This window comes from Mariniflexile jejuense, assembly GCF_042675665.1.
Classification (GTDB): Bacteria; Bacteroidota; Bacteroidia; order Flavobacteriales; family Flavobacteriaceae; genus Mariniflexile; species Mariniflexile jejuense.
The window spans coordinates 1827096-1843338 of sequence record NZ_JBHTJI010000001.1; the positions used below are offsets into that span (position 1 = coordinate 1827096).

Annotated in this window: 7 protein-coding genes; all 7 read right to left on the minus strand. The window is 34.4% G+C overall.

Annotation, left to right across the window (positions count from 1 at the left end; translation table 11 throughout):
* Window positions 1-180: 180 nt before the first annotated feature.
* Genes ACFQ1R_RS08020 through ACFQ1R_RS08050 form a run of 7 tightly spaced genes read right to left on the minus strand, consistent with a single transcriptional unit; the run spans window position 181 to window position 16242 of the window.
* A complete protein-coding gene (locus ACFQ1R_RS08020; protein WP_379925620.1) occupies window positions 181-2196 on the minus strand; it encodes an aceric acid hydrolase in 2016 nt (671 codons plus the stop codon).
* A 10-nt stretch (window positions 2197-2206) separates the two neighbouring features.
* Window positions 2207-4657 (minus strand): pectate lyase family protein, encoded by a 2451-nt coding sequence (locus tag ACFQ1R_RS08025; RefSeq protein WP_379925621.1) that lies wholly within the window; start codon window positions 4655-4657, stop codon window positions 2207-2209.
* Window positions 4658-4663: 6 nt separating this feature from the next.
* Window positions 4664-6997, minus strand: coding sequence for a DUF5703 domain-containing protein (locus tag ACFQ1R_RS08030; protein WP_379925622.1), 2334 nt, complete (start codon window positions 6995-6997; stop codon window positions 4664-4666).
* 12 nt (window positions 6998-7009) lie between these two features.
* A complete protein-coding gene (locus ACFQ1R_RS08035; protein ID WP_379925623.1) occupies window positions 7010-8446 on the minus strand; it encodes a sialate O-acetylesterase in 1437 nt (478 codons plus the stop codon).
* Window position 8447: 1 nt separating this feature from the next.
* Window positions 8448-11846: a glycosyl hydrolase gene (locus tag ACFQ1R_RS08040; protein ID WP_379925624.1), complete on the minus strand. Its 3399-nt coding sequence runs from the start codon at window positions 11844-11846 to the stop codon at window positions 8448-8450.
* The gene (locus ACFQ1R_RS08045; protein WP_379925625.1) at window positions 11847-15134 is read right to left on the minus strand and encodes a glycoside hydrolase family 2 TIM barrel-domain containing protein; all 3288 of its coding nucleotides are present in this window, start codon (window positions 15132-15134) and stop codon (window positions 11847-11849) included. It abuts the gene before it with no gap.
* Entirely contained in the window at window positions 15118-16242 is a 1125-nt protein-coding gene (locus tag ACFQ1R_RS08050; RefSeq protein ID WP_379925626.1) for a glycosylase, read from the minus strand. Before ACFQ1R_RS08050 ends, ACFQ1R_RS08045 begins: the two co-directional genes overlap by 17 nt.
* Window position 16243 lies beyond the last annotated feature (1 nt).

Genomic DNA, 16243 nt, shown 5'->3' on the forward strand with positions numbered 1-16243 from the left:
TTTAAGTGCCATTTTTGAACGGTGACCGATTTTGTAAATTGGTTTTAACTTTTCTACATTTCATTTTCAGACAAAAACCTATGTAATCGATTGTTTTGTTAATAATTAGCAAAACACTAAGATATAGAATAGCTTTTTATAAAATAGGATTCGAACTTATTTTAACATTTAAACACGTATTCAATACGAAAGCCAAACGGTCATTTCTTTACTTGATCGGTTACCCCAAGAAAAATAAGGAACTAATTTAATGGCTATTTTTTCTTTTTGTATACTTATGGGTTTGTATAATTTTTTATCCCAATTTGAATCTTCTAAAAACGCATTAGCCTGAATAGCAAGTAATTCTTTATTGTTTACTTTAATCTTCTGGGTTTCAAAATTGGAATTCAAATCTAAAACAATGCTGTTAATGTCCGATTGCTTCGAAATATCTTCAGATTCCAAACAGTAAACTATTGGACCTCTTTTAACAGCAACTTGGTTTTTGGTTTCTTCTACCAATGGATTTGCTTGCATTAACACTACTTTCATAGGCACATTAAGTTCTACAATATCATCTTTTCTCCATTTTCTAAAAAGCTTTGTGTAATTTCCTGAAACAACTTCTTCAGTAATCAAATTTCCATTTACAGATATTGTTGCACCTTGACTCCATCCTGGGATTCTTAAAAAAAGCGCATAATTTTCTTTAGGAGCTTTAATGATTTTTAAAACAACTTTACCTTCCCAAGGATAATTGGTTTGTTGCTCAATTTCAATATTATCACCACTTAGCGATTCAGATTTTAAATGATTACTACCATATAAGTTTACGTACAATCCTTCTTTTGAAAAATTATAAGCGTAGTTACTAACTTGGGCCAAAGTACGCGTTACATTAGGTGCACAGCAATTAGACCAAGCAATATAACCTTCACGTTTGCTTCCCCAACGTTGTTTAAATGGCAACTTTTCTGAAACATTTAATGGATTGTTATAACAAAACTCTGTACCTTCAAGACTTACACCAGACAATACACTGTTGTAAAGTACTAATTCCATTACATCAGTATATTTAGCATCGCCTGTTAATTGTAACATGCGCCAATTCCAGAGAACATTTCCAATATTTGCGCAGGTTTCGGTATGCGCAGTGGCATTTGGTAATTGATATGGCCTACCATAAGCTTGATGTATTTTTTGCACCTCTGAAGGATTATAAGATGTCCCATCTGGCGAAACACCATCATATAATGCGCCACATGCACCTGTAATGTACATTTTTCTGTAGGCAACATCTTCCCAAATAGATTTTAGGTTTTCCATTAATTTTTCTTCGCCCGTTTCAGCATATAAATCGGCAATACCTGCGTATAGATAATTGGCTCTAACTGCATGTCCCATAGCAGTTGTTTGTTGCCTAAACGGAATACGATCTTGGTTATCATCGGTACCATCATTGGTAGTACCTCTAATATCAATTAAATTATTTGCTAATTCTAAATAGCGCGGGTCTTTTACGGTGCGGTACATTTCTATAATACCCATATAATGCGACGGACAAATAGCATTTCTAGCCAATTCTGGTGATGCTTTCTTATAAAAATCGTATAAAAAATTAGCAACACCTTTGGCTACTTCTAAAAAATTGGTTTTTCCAGTAGCGCGATAATGAATACATGCCGACGTCATTAAATGCCCCATGTTGTACTTCTCGAAACCCAACTGTTTTTTTAATTCTTCAGGCCCTAAAGTTCCCCAACGTTCTTCTATTAAAACAGGCGTGTTTATATAACCGTCTTTTCTTTGAACTTTGGTAAACATAGCGATAGCTTCATCCATTTGTTTATCTAATTCAGGACTTTTAGTGATGGCGTAAGCTGAAGCCATACCTTCTAATATTTTATAAAAATCGCCATCATGAAACGACGGACCTGCATGTTTACCTTTCATTTCGCCTGAAGCAATTTTGAAATTAGCATAAGCATGCGAAATGGAATCGTTATGATACAAATTCCACATATATGGCAAGGTGTTTTGAACTTCTACATCAAACTGTTCTTTCCAAAAACCATTTGTCCATGTTACATCTTGAAGATTTACACTTTGTAATTTTGTGTAAGGACTTTTAGAGTTTGCAACCAACCCTTTATCTTGGGCAGAAAGTAAGACACTAGCTAAAAGACAGATTATAAAAATGCTATTTTTTATCATTTGAACTATTTTATTTTATGTAAACATTAATTAGGCGTGTCATCGAATCGTTATCGGCATCTTTAACCGAAATTTCAAAAGAAGCCATGCCATGTTTTAATGCTTTAAATTGAAGTTTATCCCTTTTTAAAGTTATTTTCCCATTTGAAACTTTTGAATAATTATAAACAGGTTTCTTTTCAAAGCCTTTAAAATAATTAGCTAATGAAAGCTCTAATGTTTCACCTAAAGTTACAAAAAAATGCGGTTTTGCCATCCAATGTAAGTATTCTTCAAGTTGGGTGTAACCGTTTTTATCATCATCATTATTTGCATCTGAAAAATCATTTTTTGCTGAATTTTCATTTAACCCATGTGCTTTCTCCCACCAATTTGGTAAACCATCATGGTCTGTATCCCAATTTTCAGGACGGGTTTCACTTTTAAATTCAGGAAATCCTCCAGCATCATTTTCGGTATCAATCATACCTGCTAATCCACTTTTACTTCCTTTAAATGAATAAGTTCCTTTAAGAGTTTCTTCTAAAATACGAGTATCATGTTTATCAAAAAACGGTTGTGTAGCACCAACATCAGAAAGTACATTTTTATAAGCTGCTTTGGCAGATTGGGTTGAAACATAAGACTCAAAGAATGGTTTATCTACAAAAGTTTCAAAATCAACAATAGCACCATTACTTATCTGTATTGTTTTTCCTTTTTCTTGAGAATTTTCATCAAAATACCCAGGCATTACATTACCATTAAAAAAATATTGTTGTTTTCCTTTACCCACACCTTCATGTTGTACTTTTAAAGCATAAAAAACTTTTGAAGAAGCTCCTGGCTTATAATAATTGTTTACAAAATTCACCTGATTTGCACCTCCATCGGTAACACGTCCTCCCCAGTTATATACCACATTATTCCTTATATCTATCTTGCCCGAGTAGTATCCATCACCATTCAATCCACCACCAATGCTCCAATTTCTGCCGTAATTATGTGCTAATAAGTTATGATGAAAACTACCTATATCTCCCCCAATGGTTGCAGCATAACCATGCATTTGCCCTTCTTTATATTTATCATGTCCTGCTACATTTAAAGCTTCGGAAATTAACGTACGCTGTAAAGTAATGTTGTGTGCACCTCGCGAACTGAACGATTCATCAATAGTCCAACTAATAGAACAATGATCAATAATACTATGATTTGCACCCGTAAGCCCCATGCCATCAAACGTCGTTCCTGAACCTATTCTTACTTTTAAAAATTGTACAATTCCTTCATTGCCTGTTAATCCAACTGGTGCGCGACTTATAGTAATTCCCTCACCAGGAGCTGTTTGACCTGCAACCGTAATATAAGGTTGATTAATAACTAACCTTGATTTTAATTGAATGTTTCCAGACACATTGAACACAATGGTTCGTGGACCAATATCTTGATTTACAGCATCACGCAAACTACCTAGACCATCGTCATTTAAATTTGTTACTTCTACAACTTTTCCACCACGACCACCTATAGCAAAACGACCATAGCCTTCCGCTTCAGGAAATGCTAATTGTGCTGGTTTAAATTTCCAAACATTACCTTGGGTTATTTCGCCAGTGTTATCTACTTCATCAACACGCCAATAATAGGTAGTCATACTGTATATGTTATTTACTGAAAATTCATTTTTAGCTAGGTTGCCTTTAAACTCTTTTGAATTTTTATTAGCTACAGAAACAGCTTTTTCATCTTCACCAAAATATATATGATGCGCTACTGCTTCCTTTGGAGATTGCCATTTTAGTATCAAATTATCATCACAAACAACGTGTTCATCTGCATTTTCTGGAAACGGTGTATGTGCTTGTTTCTTAATATCTGGTGTATCAATTTCAAAACCATTGATGATTAATTGTGAAATATCGGCATTTGAAGCTACTTCAAAACGAATAATAACATCTTTATTCGCTTCGGTAATAAACGTAATATACGCTGTTTCAGCTTCAATTTTTGCAAAAACGCGGTTACTAGGAGTTATGGTTTTTACTTTTTCGTTATTTACATAAATAGTTATGGGTGAAAATGTTTGTTCACCAACCTTATCAAAAGTATTATGAAAGCTTAGTAAGGAATGCTTTCCTGCACTTAATCCTGTAATTTTAAATTCTAAAGATTCATTTGAAACCAAACCATCACTTACCAAACGAGCATAATAAGGAGCGCTCATTCCTACTTTAAACCATTTTGAAGTGAAATTTCCTTTTAGCTTAATAGTTACGCCATTAACCGTTTTTTCATCTTCTTTTTGTTCATTTATAACCCACGATTTGTAAAAAGGATCGCTAACTTCTTCTATTCTTCGTCCTGAAAAATCAAAATCGAATTTAACAATTTGCTTTTCTGTATTCTTTATGTTTTGACATTGTACATTTAATACAATAGATATTGAAATTAATGCTATTTGCAATATGTTTTTAATCATTTTTTATTAATTCAAATTAGTTTTTTCTTCAATTGATAGTTCCAATAAATTTTGGATATCGTGTTTTCTTTCTTCTGGGATAACTTTTAAAAGTTCAAGCTTACCATTTTCAAGTTTTGCTTCAACAGTTGTATTATTTGAGGTGTGTAATTTAAAATGTACGTTCCAATCTTTTGGCCATGCAGGAAACAAGTATATTTTTCCATTAGCTTCCTGCAACAACATATCTTGCATACCAATCATGCCTGAACCGCCCCAATTGTGGTCTGGAACCCAATCGAAACCTGGACCCCAAAATGCAGGAAAACGTCTTCCTGAATTTGCCATTTTAAGTAGATTGTATTTTGCAGCTTCACTGGTTAAGCCTAAGCGAGCTGCGAAAATGTTATCTTGTTTCCAACCAACATGACTTCTGAATTTCAACACATCTTCATCCAGAAAATAGGTGTTTTGAGCCACTTCTAAATTTGGTTTTCCTATAGCGTATAGTTGCCAAGGAAACACTGGATATAACTGTGCCGCTTCTGTATTATTAATACGCTCCCAAGATTTTGCTGGAGACAAGACGGTTTGATGGTTTATTTCTCTGAAATTTAACGGTGGGATTCTAGTTTGAAACGCTTTTAGATAATCAACTTCTTCTTTGGTTAAATTTTCACTTGAAACTTTTAATAATTTTTCAGAAATAACTTTTAATGCTGAAATAGTAGCGTTTGCATTGTTAGCCATTTTATATGTTTCTACTGCCGAACCTGGATATAAGACCAAATGCCCACTAGAGTCTAATACTTTTCTGCCACGTTTTTTAGCTAAATATTGATAATGTTCATCAAAAAAACGAAGGCAGCTTAAAATAAATCCATTATATTTTTTTACATCTTTACTAGCGTATTCGTTTTGTTCCAACATCATGTTACAAAACTCGAATACAGTATCCCATTGGTATTCCAACCAAGCGTTGTATTGCATTCCTGGGTCGTAATCTTCGGGTCGTTTCCACTCGTATTCAGCTGGGTTTGGTAATCCGAAATTTTCTAATTGCTCTGTAAATGCTGCACCTTTATGGTTCCAATAAACTTCGCTTCGTAATTCGGCGTTTTTTTGCAAGGTTAAATAATAATCCAATTGCGAATCCATCATATCAAAATCGCCACTTTTTAGCATTGGAAAATATACCAAACGTTGGTTTTGTTGCGTCATGGTGCCACCACCCCAATTTCTAAAATCGGGAGTGAAACTTAATTCAGAATTAGTAAAAACAGGATCGTAAGTAAACAAACCACCATTAAATTTGGTTGGATATTTTCCGTAGGCATTACAGCCCAACATATACCTGAATAATTGGTAATTCTGCCCAATTTGATAAACTGAATCTTTTTCTTTGGAAACATTTTTACGAGTATAAATAAAACTTCTATTCCAAAAATTATTCCACCATAATTGGGTATTCTTTTCTGCCTTTTTTTCTTTGGCTTTATATACTAAAACTTCTTTTTTTAACTCGATATTCCAGTCTAGAGCATTTTCAGATTGATTGGTATGCAAAAACAGTTTTAGTTGATGCTTTTTACTTGGTTTGACATTTTCCAAACTAAACCCTTTAAAATCGGTATCAATATACTTCCCAGTGTATGTTCCTGCATATTTCATGTTGGCACCTTGCATAAAGCCGCCAAAAGTGAGATGTTTTATCGGATTCATCATTTGGCTTTTAACTGATTCCATTTTTTGTTGCCTTACTACTACATCAAAAACGGTTTGTTCCCTATTTCTATGGTAAAATTTAACACCATCATTTTCAAAAACAATAGAATCTTGGTAAGTAATGATATCTCCTTGTGGCGCCCATTTGTAGGAGTTTGCATTATTTGCTTTCCCTTTTACGTCGCGGTTTTTGTAACGCCAACTTTCATAGGAAGCTTTCATTTTTAAAGGTGATTCACTTTCTAAATCCAAATGAATTACTGGGTTAAAAACATCAACCCAAAACTTTATTTTAGTATTATTTTGAGCTATTGTAACATAACCATCTTTTAAAACCAATTCTTGATGAAAACCATAATCATCTTTAAATGGGTTGGGAGTTAGCTCTACTTTTACACGTCCTAATTTTAACAAGGTATTATGCTCATCAAACGTGCCACTTCTTGAAACATAGAAATATACGTTGCCATTTTCAACCCAAACATTCAACCCAATATCGCCACCACCTAACGGCATTGACTCGGATGAGTTTTTGCTTTGTGTGTTCCAAACCTGATTGTAATTTTCAAGCACAGGTAGTTGCGCTTCCGCGGAAAGCGTAAAAACCAAAAACATGAAGATTATTAGGTGTTTCATTATCAAAAAAAATTAATCTTTATACCACGTATCTGTTCTGAATGACGACATAGGCAACCCACCAACACTAAAAATTTCGGCAGTAGTAAAATCTTTAAACAAATAGCGAACGGCTACAGGTTTTTCAACACGAGTTGATGATAATAAAACCGATTTACTTCGAAGTGTTGCTTGCGCTGGATAAAACACTTGGTCTTCTCCTGCAATTTCAAAACCTGTTACTTCTTTATTATATGATGTAATGCCATTTGGCACATTATTGAATGATACTGTTACAATGCTTCCTTTTATTTCCATGGCGTTAAACTCTGGACTTTCAAATTCAAACCCACTTATTCCATAGGTTTTTGCTAAGGCTAAATACGCTAATCGGCTACCGCCTTTTTGTTTTTCTATTGGGTGAATATTGTCCTTTTCACCAATATCCATAATAACTGCCATTGCAGAGTTTGGTATTTCTTTTGAAGCTTGCAATTGTGCTTCTCGCAAATAAGCCGAATTATATTTTGCTAAATAATTATTTGGATGATAACGTGTATAATCAAACGGTGCAATTTGAACAAAATAAAAAGGAAACTCACCTTGATTCCATAAACTTCTCCAACTTGATACCATTTTTTTAAACAAAGCTTTATATTCAAATGGTTTATCGCGGTTTGATTCGCCTTGATACCAAATAGCACCTTTAATACCGTAACCAATTGTTGGCGATAGCATACCGTTAAACAAGGTAGTTGGTTCGCGGTTAGGAGCTTCTTTAAAATCTTCTTTTTTAGTTGGAATGGTTATGTTTTTAAAGTCTTTAAGCATTTCAGCATTCATCCAAGCTTCAACATTTGAGCCGCCGTAAGACACTTCTATCAAGCCAACAGGTACATTTAAAACTTTTTGAATTAGGCTTCCAAAATACCAAGCGGTTGCGCTAAAATTTCCTGTAGTTTGAGGTGAAGCAACTTGCCAACTGCCTTCAAAATCATCTGTAGGAGATAATACGGTTGCTCTTGGCACACTTATAAACCTGATATTGTTATTTGTAGAATTTACAATAGCTTCATTACCGCCCAAAACTGGTTGCCCTGTAAATCCCTTTAATGGCATTTCCATATTTGACTGTCCAGAACACAACCAAACTTCGCCAATTAGTATATTTTTAATGATTTTAGTTTCTGAACCTTCTTTAATAACAATTTCAAAAGTTCCACCTGCTATAGGTGTTTTTACTTTTGTTTTCCATTTACCTTGCTTATCAACATTTGCTTCATAGGTTTTTGAATCCCATGAAGTTGTTATCGAAACTTTTCCGTTTTTAGTTGCCCAACCCCAAATTGGTGTTTCCATTTGTTGTTGTAGCATCATATTATCGGTAAATAATGCTGGTAATTTTATTTCGGCATGCGCTTGAAATACTGCCGAAAAGCAAAAAATTGTAATGATAATTAATTTTTTCATCTTACTTTTTTATTTCTTTTTTAATAGTTATTGCACCCAGTAATCCTGCTTTTAATAGTGGGTTTCCATCTAATCGATAAGGAGCTGTTGTCCATGTAAATTGGTCTTTTTCTGGTAATTTTTGGTCACCTATCAATCGGTTTGCCCACGTATTGGTTACTTTTATTTCTAACTTGTTTTCTCCTTTTTTTATGGCTTCGGAAATATTAATACGGTACGGAAACGTCCAAATGATGCCACAATTTTTTCCGTTTAAGTTGACTTCTGCTATGTTGTTAACGTCTTCAAAATTCAAATACAAATCTTTAGTTTCAGATATATTCCAATTGAAGGTTTTTGAATAGCTAACAGTTCCTGAATAATATGTAATACTATCATTTTCAGAAGTACTCCAATCAAACAATTTATTAATTTTAATAGGTTTTGAAGGTCCTTTATATAATTTATCAAATTGAAGTATCCAATCTTCATTTAAAATTTCAACCGTTTCAAAATCCGACCAATTTTGCTTTTCACTAGAACTTGTTTTACTAGTTGGTTCTTTAAAAATAATGAAAAATGATTCATTTTTATCAAATTGTAACGGAATGATAGTTCGTCCATTTTCAATTTTCCAATTTTTAATTTCGGTTTCAATACCTGTTATTGGATGGTGTAAATAAGGTGTTTTTTTTAAAATTCTGAACGACAATGTTCTAACCACGTTTTCTTCCAATTGATTTGATAAAAAATAAATATCACTATCGGCATTTTTCCGATGTGTCCATGCAATGGTTTGTGGTTTTTTATAGACCATCACATCTGGAACAAATCCTAATTTCTCAAAAGTTTGTTCTAAATATGGCAACTTCACAACAATTCCTTTTCCTAATTGCCATTGTTGTTTTCCTTTACTATTCCATAATTCGTCTATAACATGTTGCCATTGTTCTTTTTCTGAAGATGATAAAAAACCGGTCATTTTAGTTGGTTTTTCAGCAACAAAAATAGTTGCACCTTCTTTTACCAACGTCAACATTTTTTGAGCCACTTCCAAAGACATTATATTATTTGGCGATAATTTTCTGTTTCCTAAAAACAATAATGCACTGTATTCAATACCGCCTCTAAAAACCACTTTGCCATTTACTACTTTAGCATCATTCAACAATACATCAGTATTAAACGACGTATATTTATAGCCATTTAAAGCATTTGTCCATGCGGATAAATCGGTGCTATTTTTTGAATAGCGTACTTCTTTAGGCATGTGTGCGGAAGGTTGCCCCATATTTTCTAATCGTACTTTTTCTGAAGCAACCCTATCTTCACCAAAAATATTTGGAATAAATGGTACTAACCTATCGGGTAATACCGACCTTGACGGAATATCTTCACCTGTAAAAACTGCTAAATCAATAACAGGATATCCTTTTTGAAGCTGAAACTGCACATTTTTACAATAATCGAAAAACGCTTTTCCGGGTTTCCACCATGTTTGGTCGCGCTGAAAAAAAGTACCAATTGGGTCTAAAGTCATACCAGGTTTTCTATCCAACCACGGGTTATGAACAAACACATGATAAAAAAAACGGTTAATTCCTAAAGCATAATTTCTATCGGCCAATGTTTTTAAATTTCCTGGATGCTCGTCCCAGTCCATACGAAGTTGTGTAAATGCTTCCGCTTGAATGATATCTTTACCGTAAATATGGCCGCCAGAAATAGCATCCAACATATCAAAAGGTTTATCGTGCGTTGGGCTTCGAAACCAAAATTCGCCACTAGGGTAATCAATATATTTAAAATGTAACAAGGCATCACTTGTCATGGTTGGGGCTACATTTTCTGCACTGAATTTAACGCCTGCTTTTTTAGCTTCATTGGCTAAAGTTCCAAAGAAATTATCGGCAATTAATTCGGAAATGGTTTTTCTAACATCGTATAGAATACTTTCTGAAGTTTGTATGTCATTTAATGGAATTCCAGCCATCACAGGCAAATACGCTACAATATCGTAACCTCGGCGTTTTTTAAATTCATCTCGAAAAACGGGCGACCAATTTTGACTACCACATTCCCAACTATCCATATGTAGGATTTCTACAACTTTTGAAGCCAATTCTGGACCAGCAGTTCTAAGCATTTCACCAAACCAATGGTCTAGCTGAAAACGAATAGCTTCAGGGTTAAATTTATCAACTTCCAAACCTTTTCCTGCACCACCTGTTGCGTTTTCATGACCTGTAGACGTATGCCCAAAGCGCATGATACGCCACCTTCCTTTTGGAATTTCCCAGTTTAAAACACCATTGTTATCTACAAAATTAGAAATGTTAATCATTTTGGATGTATCAACACAATCTTGATTTGTTATCTTATCTTCTGTTGTTAATGAACTAACACGCCAAACAGCACCAGATTTACCTTGATAATTTTCAATTAAAGGTTCATTAGAAAGTATAATTTTTGCCACCTTCAAACCTTGATTCCATTTAGCTGAATCTAAATCTTCAGCTCCAGGTTCGGTGCCTTCAGGATTATAAATAAACCTGAAATACTTAGCTGTTGCTGGAACAATGCTATGTGTGTAAAAAGCATCTGTATCTTGCCAACCGTGGCGTGGTGTTTCTAACCTGCCTAAACTTTTAAAAGTTTTACCATCATCACTTACCTCAACCAATAATCGGTGTGCTTGATAGTTATTGCCTTTTGTTTCAATTTGAATGGATTTACAAGTAAATGGCTGATCAAATTCATATTGAATCCAACCAACTTCATTTAATCTGAATTGTGTTTGTTCTTTTGAATTATCCGTTAAAAACACCGCAGCTTCACTATTAGAAGTGGTTATTTTAGGTTGAATTTCTATGGACGTTTTAAAAGCTTCATTAACTGGTATTGCAAAGGTAGCAATGTCTTTATAGTAAGTTTCGAAATGTTGAGGAACTGGCAGTTTTAAATTTCTCGTTCTATTTTCATAAACAAGCGTATCTGCCCAAACTACTTTTTGCATAGACATTTCTGGCGTAATCCATGGACCACCAGCAACAGCAAAACCATCGGCTGGATGGAAAGCAATTTTTAAATCCAATCTGTCTGCTTCGGTTAATGCCCAATGTACCATGTCCCAAAATTCTTTGCTTAATTGTAAAACTGGCGGTTCTATTAACGGTGGTTCTGTTGGTCCTTTTATAGTCATTAAATAAGCGCCTCTTAAGCCTGCACTTTTCATGGCTTCTAAATCGGCTGTAATACCTTCTTTGGAATAGGCACTTTTTAACCAATACCAATACACCCAAGATTTTGCTGTTTCTTGAGTAGGCTTAAAATAAGATGTGCTAATTACTTGGGTTTCCTTACATGAAAACATACATAAAACAACCAAAAATAGACACAAATATTTTGTTGCTTTTTTCATTTAATATTGAAATTTATCCAATGTACTTTTTAATCCTTCTTTATTCGATTTAAATGGCACTATATAAAAACCGTATTCATAATTTTTAGATGGTATTTGATAGGTTTCTAAAGGTGCAGCTACTGGCGACCAACTATCATTACCTCCAATACCCATTTGAATGAGGTCGATATTTACGGTTAAAAAACCAGCATCAATCAAATCGAACGTATGTTTTGCTTCATTAATATTTTTTTGGGTGTTTGCCCATGCACTCATGCAAAGCGCTTGGTTTTTACTCATCACCAATAAACCTTCGTTTTTGTTTTGGGTTGAAAAACTCATCCATCTCACATCTGTTCGATTGCCGTTTTCTTGTGGCATGACATAGGGTTCGGTGAATTTTTCTAAAGGAAGCGAATAGCATTCAATAGGAAATCCGTGATTTCTATCAATATAGTTTTCCAACGCACCTTTTCCGTACCATGAAATTTGTTTGAAATCGTTTTTAATACCCATTTGCATACCCACTTTTGGAATGTTTGGTAATGCTTCCGAAGCTTTTAGCTGATAATCAACTTTTATAATACCATCTGGTTTTATGGTATATGAAACCGTTACTTGTGCACTATCTTTTATTACTTCGTAATTAGAAATAATAAGTACTTCATTGCCTAATTTTTCAGTTTTAATAGACTTTAATATTGGTTTCGCTTCATACCAAGGTTTTAAAACTTTTTGCGGCTTCCAACCTTTCTTATCATTATCGGTTAACGGACGGGTGAAATTTGGTAATAGTGGAGCAAAAACTTGTTCTTTTCCGTTGAAAACATAAGAAGTTAGTGCGCCGTCTTTTTTATTGATATCGATATTGAATAATGCTCCTTTTACTGAAATAACTTCATTTGACTCTATAGCTGAAATTGACTCTTTATTTTTTGAAAGATATGATACAACATCTTTCTTCTGTAATAAAAATTGATCTTCCGCAACAACAAATCCTTTTTTTGCCCAAATTTCATCTTGAGCTAATTGAAATTGAATATTTAAAAAATATTCTGCGCCCGATTTTAACTTCGGTAGAAACTTTTCAATATTGAAAACCGTTTCTGTTCCTGCTTCTACTTTGAAACGATTTAATACAACTTCCTTGGCAACATGGCCATTTTCAAGAATTTGCAAAACAGGCATGTAATTTTCTAACGAATTTGTTGCTTGACGGTTTTTGATTGTTAATTGGTTTCCATCCAAACTACACGTAACTGGTTGATACACCCATTTGTTTTCGTACATAGCTGCTTTTGGCCTACCATCAGAAGCTACAATACCGTTGATACAAAAATTACCGTCGTGTAGTTTTTCACCAAAATCGCCACCATAGGCATAAAATTCCTGTCCGGTATTTTTATCTGTTTTTAACAACCCTTGGTCTTTAAAATCCCAAATACAACCACCAATTATTCGTGGTAACGAACGAAATTCATCCCAAAGTTCTTTTAAATTTCCTGTGGAATTTCCCATAGAATGTGAATACTCTACAAACAAAATAGGACGTATATCTGCTTTAGTATCAACTAAAAATTTAGGCGTAAAAACACCTGGATAAAAACGACTCACCATATCTACATAAGGTTCATCTTGCGGGTTTTCAAAACGGTGTGCGTGGTCAACTGTTTTAGGGTATCTTGGGTCGCGTTCATCAATGTAACCATCCAATCTTGGGTTGCCTTGCGCTGGTTCATAATGTACAGGTCTGGTAATATCAAAATCGTGTGTCCAACTAGCCATGGCTGCATGGTTTGGACCTTTTCCAGCTTCGTTACCCAAACTCCAAAATACCACACTCGGGTGATTTTTATCTCGTTCAACCATTCTACTCATACGCTCTAAATACGCATGCGTCCATTGGGTATCATTACTTAATTTTCCACCTAAACCATGTGTTTCTAAATTAGCTTCGTCCATAACCATAATACCGTATGCATCACACAACTCATAAAAATAAGGGTCGTTTGGATAATGACTTGTTCTTATGGTATTGAAATTGAATTGCTTGATGGTTTTTAAATCGTCTTCAATATCTTGTCTTTTTAATGCTTTTCCGCGAATGGGGTGATGATCGTGACGATTAACACCATAAACATAGGTTTCTTTTCCGTTGATTAAAAGCTTGCCATTTTCTTTTGAAAACTCAATAGCACGAAAACCTACTTTACACGATTTCACTTCTGAAATATTGCCGTTTTCATCCTTTAAAGTCATCACCAAAGTATATAAATTGGGTGTTTCAGAACTCCACTTTTTAGGTTTTTCAATCTTTTTTTCAAAGAAACCAAAACGTACATTATCTAATCGTGGATAACTTTCATTAACAATTGCTATTGCCAATGTATCGATAGGTTTGGTGAAAAGCACTTCGTTTTCAGCATTGTACAATTGAAATTCAAACGAAGCTTTTTTCACATTTGCACCCGTTAGATTTTCAAGTTTCGGACGCAATTGAAACACGGCATCTTCATACTTTTTATCCAATTTTGTTTGATAGAAAAAATCCTGAATTCGCAATTTTGGTTCTGCCATAACAAACACTTCGCGCTGAATACCACTCATACGCCAATGGTCTTGGTCTTCTAGATAGGCTCCATCACTATAACGAATCACTTGAACCGACAATACGTTTTCACCTTCCTTTAAATACGGTGAAATATTAAACTCTGAAGGCAAACAACTATCTTCACCATAACCCACAAATTCGCCATTTAACCATACTTGAAATGCTGAACTTACACCACCAAAATGCAATGTTACCGTCATGTTATTCCATTCACTTGGCACTTTAAATTTATGCTGATAGGAGCCAATACCATTGGTGTCTTTAGGTACAAACGGTGGGTTTACAGGTCGAAACGGATAAACTGCACTTTTATAAATGGGAATATCATAACCTTTTAATTCCCAATTGGAAGGCACATCTATTTTATCCCAATTCTTGACTTCTTGTTTGTAAAAATCTTTAGGAGCTTGCTGAAGATTTACTGAATATTTAAAATCCCATTTACCATTTAACATCAATAACCTACTTTTCTCTCGGTTACCTTCCAATGCATCTTCTACGGTTTTATATGAATAGGCTGTTGCTCTTGCTGGCTGTCTATTGATGCTGGTTACCAAAGGATCTTCCCATGGTGCAAAACTATATTTTTGGGGTGCTTCTGGAATGCCGGCAGGTTCGCCACTAACGGTTTGGGATTTTGCAATCCAAAAACTACCAATCAAAAAACATATAAGAATGTTACTTTTTTTCATCATCTAGCTTTACAAAATGCAAATTACTTTTACCAATATCTTTGGATGTTGCTACCGCGATACCACGCTGTTCTTTTTTGTTTACGGCACAATAAAAATGATACACAATACCATTATCTTTCACTACGAAAGATTTATGCGCAAATAAATTATCATAATCTTCAGTTGATTTAATTAAATCATCGCCTTCCCAATCTTTCCAATGTATTAAATCGTTCGAAACTGCAAAACGATTAAAAGCACCTTGGTTCCAACCAGTCCAAAAAGCACCAAAATAAAACATTACCCAGGTATTGTTGATTCGTTGGATAAAAGCATCACCCGAAATACCTTTATGATGATTAATCAACGGTTTATCGCCATAACGTTCCCATTGTTTCATATCGTTAGACACTGCCATAGCAATACGCTCTGCACCTTTAGCAGGATTAATACTATCACCTCGCGCATTGTAATACATGATAAACTCATGTCCCGTTTCTTTAGCAACATCTTGAATTACCGAACTTTTATACATGGTGCTATTATCCCACCATTTAACGTTTGAATCATGCGGAGACAAAACTGGTTTTTCCAATCGTTGAAATTCATGCGGTGTTGTTGGCAATTTATTGGTATAAGCCATTCCCATTGATAAAATACCTGCTTCATAACCAGTTGTATTTCCTCCAAAATAACTCATCCAATACTTATCATCATATTTCTTCCATTCATAAGAACCGCCCCAAGTAGGATCTTGCAAAGCAATGTATCCTGCTTTTTGGTTTACATCCCATTCCGTACTATCTTTTGAAAACGACATAACTTTACCTAAATGTTTCCAATTGAGTAAATCATCACTTTCTGCCAACCAAGTTTCATAACCTCTACCTTCAAAAATCAAATAGGTCATATACCATTTTCCATCTTTTTTGAAGACACTTGGACAATCCATTTTATAGGAATTATCGGTTGGCACCATCACCAAGCCGTATTTATAAGGTGTTTTAATTTCGTTGTAAATCTCTAGCATGACATCGTTTGTGATATCACGTTTTTTATATTTTGAAGTTCCACATCCAATAAAAACAATTGAAATTGAAATAATGATTACGTTTTTTAATTTTCTCATT

Coding starts and splice junctions, on each gene's coding strand:
- ACFQ1R_RS08050 (WP_379925626.1), bottom strand. CDS start 16,242: ATGAGAAAATTAAAAAACGTAATCATTATTTCAATTTCAATTGTTTTT.
- ACFQ1R_RS08045 (WP_379925625.1), bottom strand. CDS start 15,134: ATGATGAAAAAAAGTAACATTCTTATATGTTTTTTGATTGGTAGTTTT.
- ACFQ1R_RS08025 (WP_379925621.1), bottom strand. CDS start 4,657: ATGATTAAAAACATATTGCAAATAGCATTAATTTCAATATCTATTGTA.
- ACFQ1R_RS08020 (WP_379925620.1), bottom strand. CDS start 2,196: ATGATAAAAAATAGCATTTTTATAATCTGTCTTTTAGCTAGTGTCTTA.
- ACFQ1R_RS08035 (WP_379925623.1), bottom strand. CDS start 8,446: ATGAAAAAATTAATTATCATTACAATTTTTTGCTTTTCGGCAGTATTT.
- ACFQ1R_RS08030 (WP_379925622.1), bottom strand. CDS start 6,997: ATGAAACACCTAATAATCTTCATGTTTTTGGTTTTTACGCTTTCCGCG.
- ACFQ1R_RS08040 (WP_379925624.1), bottom strand. CDS start 11,846: ATGAAAAAAGCAACAAAATATTTGTGTCTATTTTTGGTTGTTTTATGT.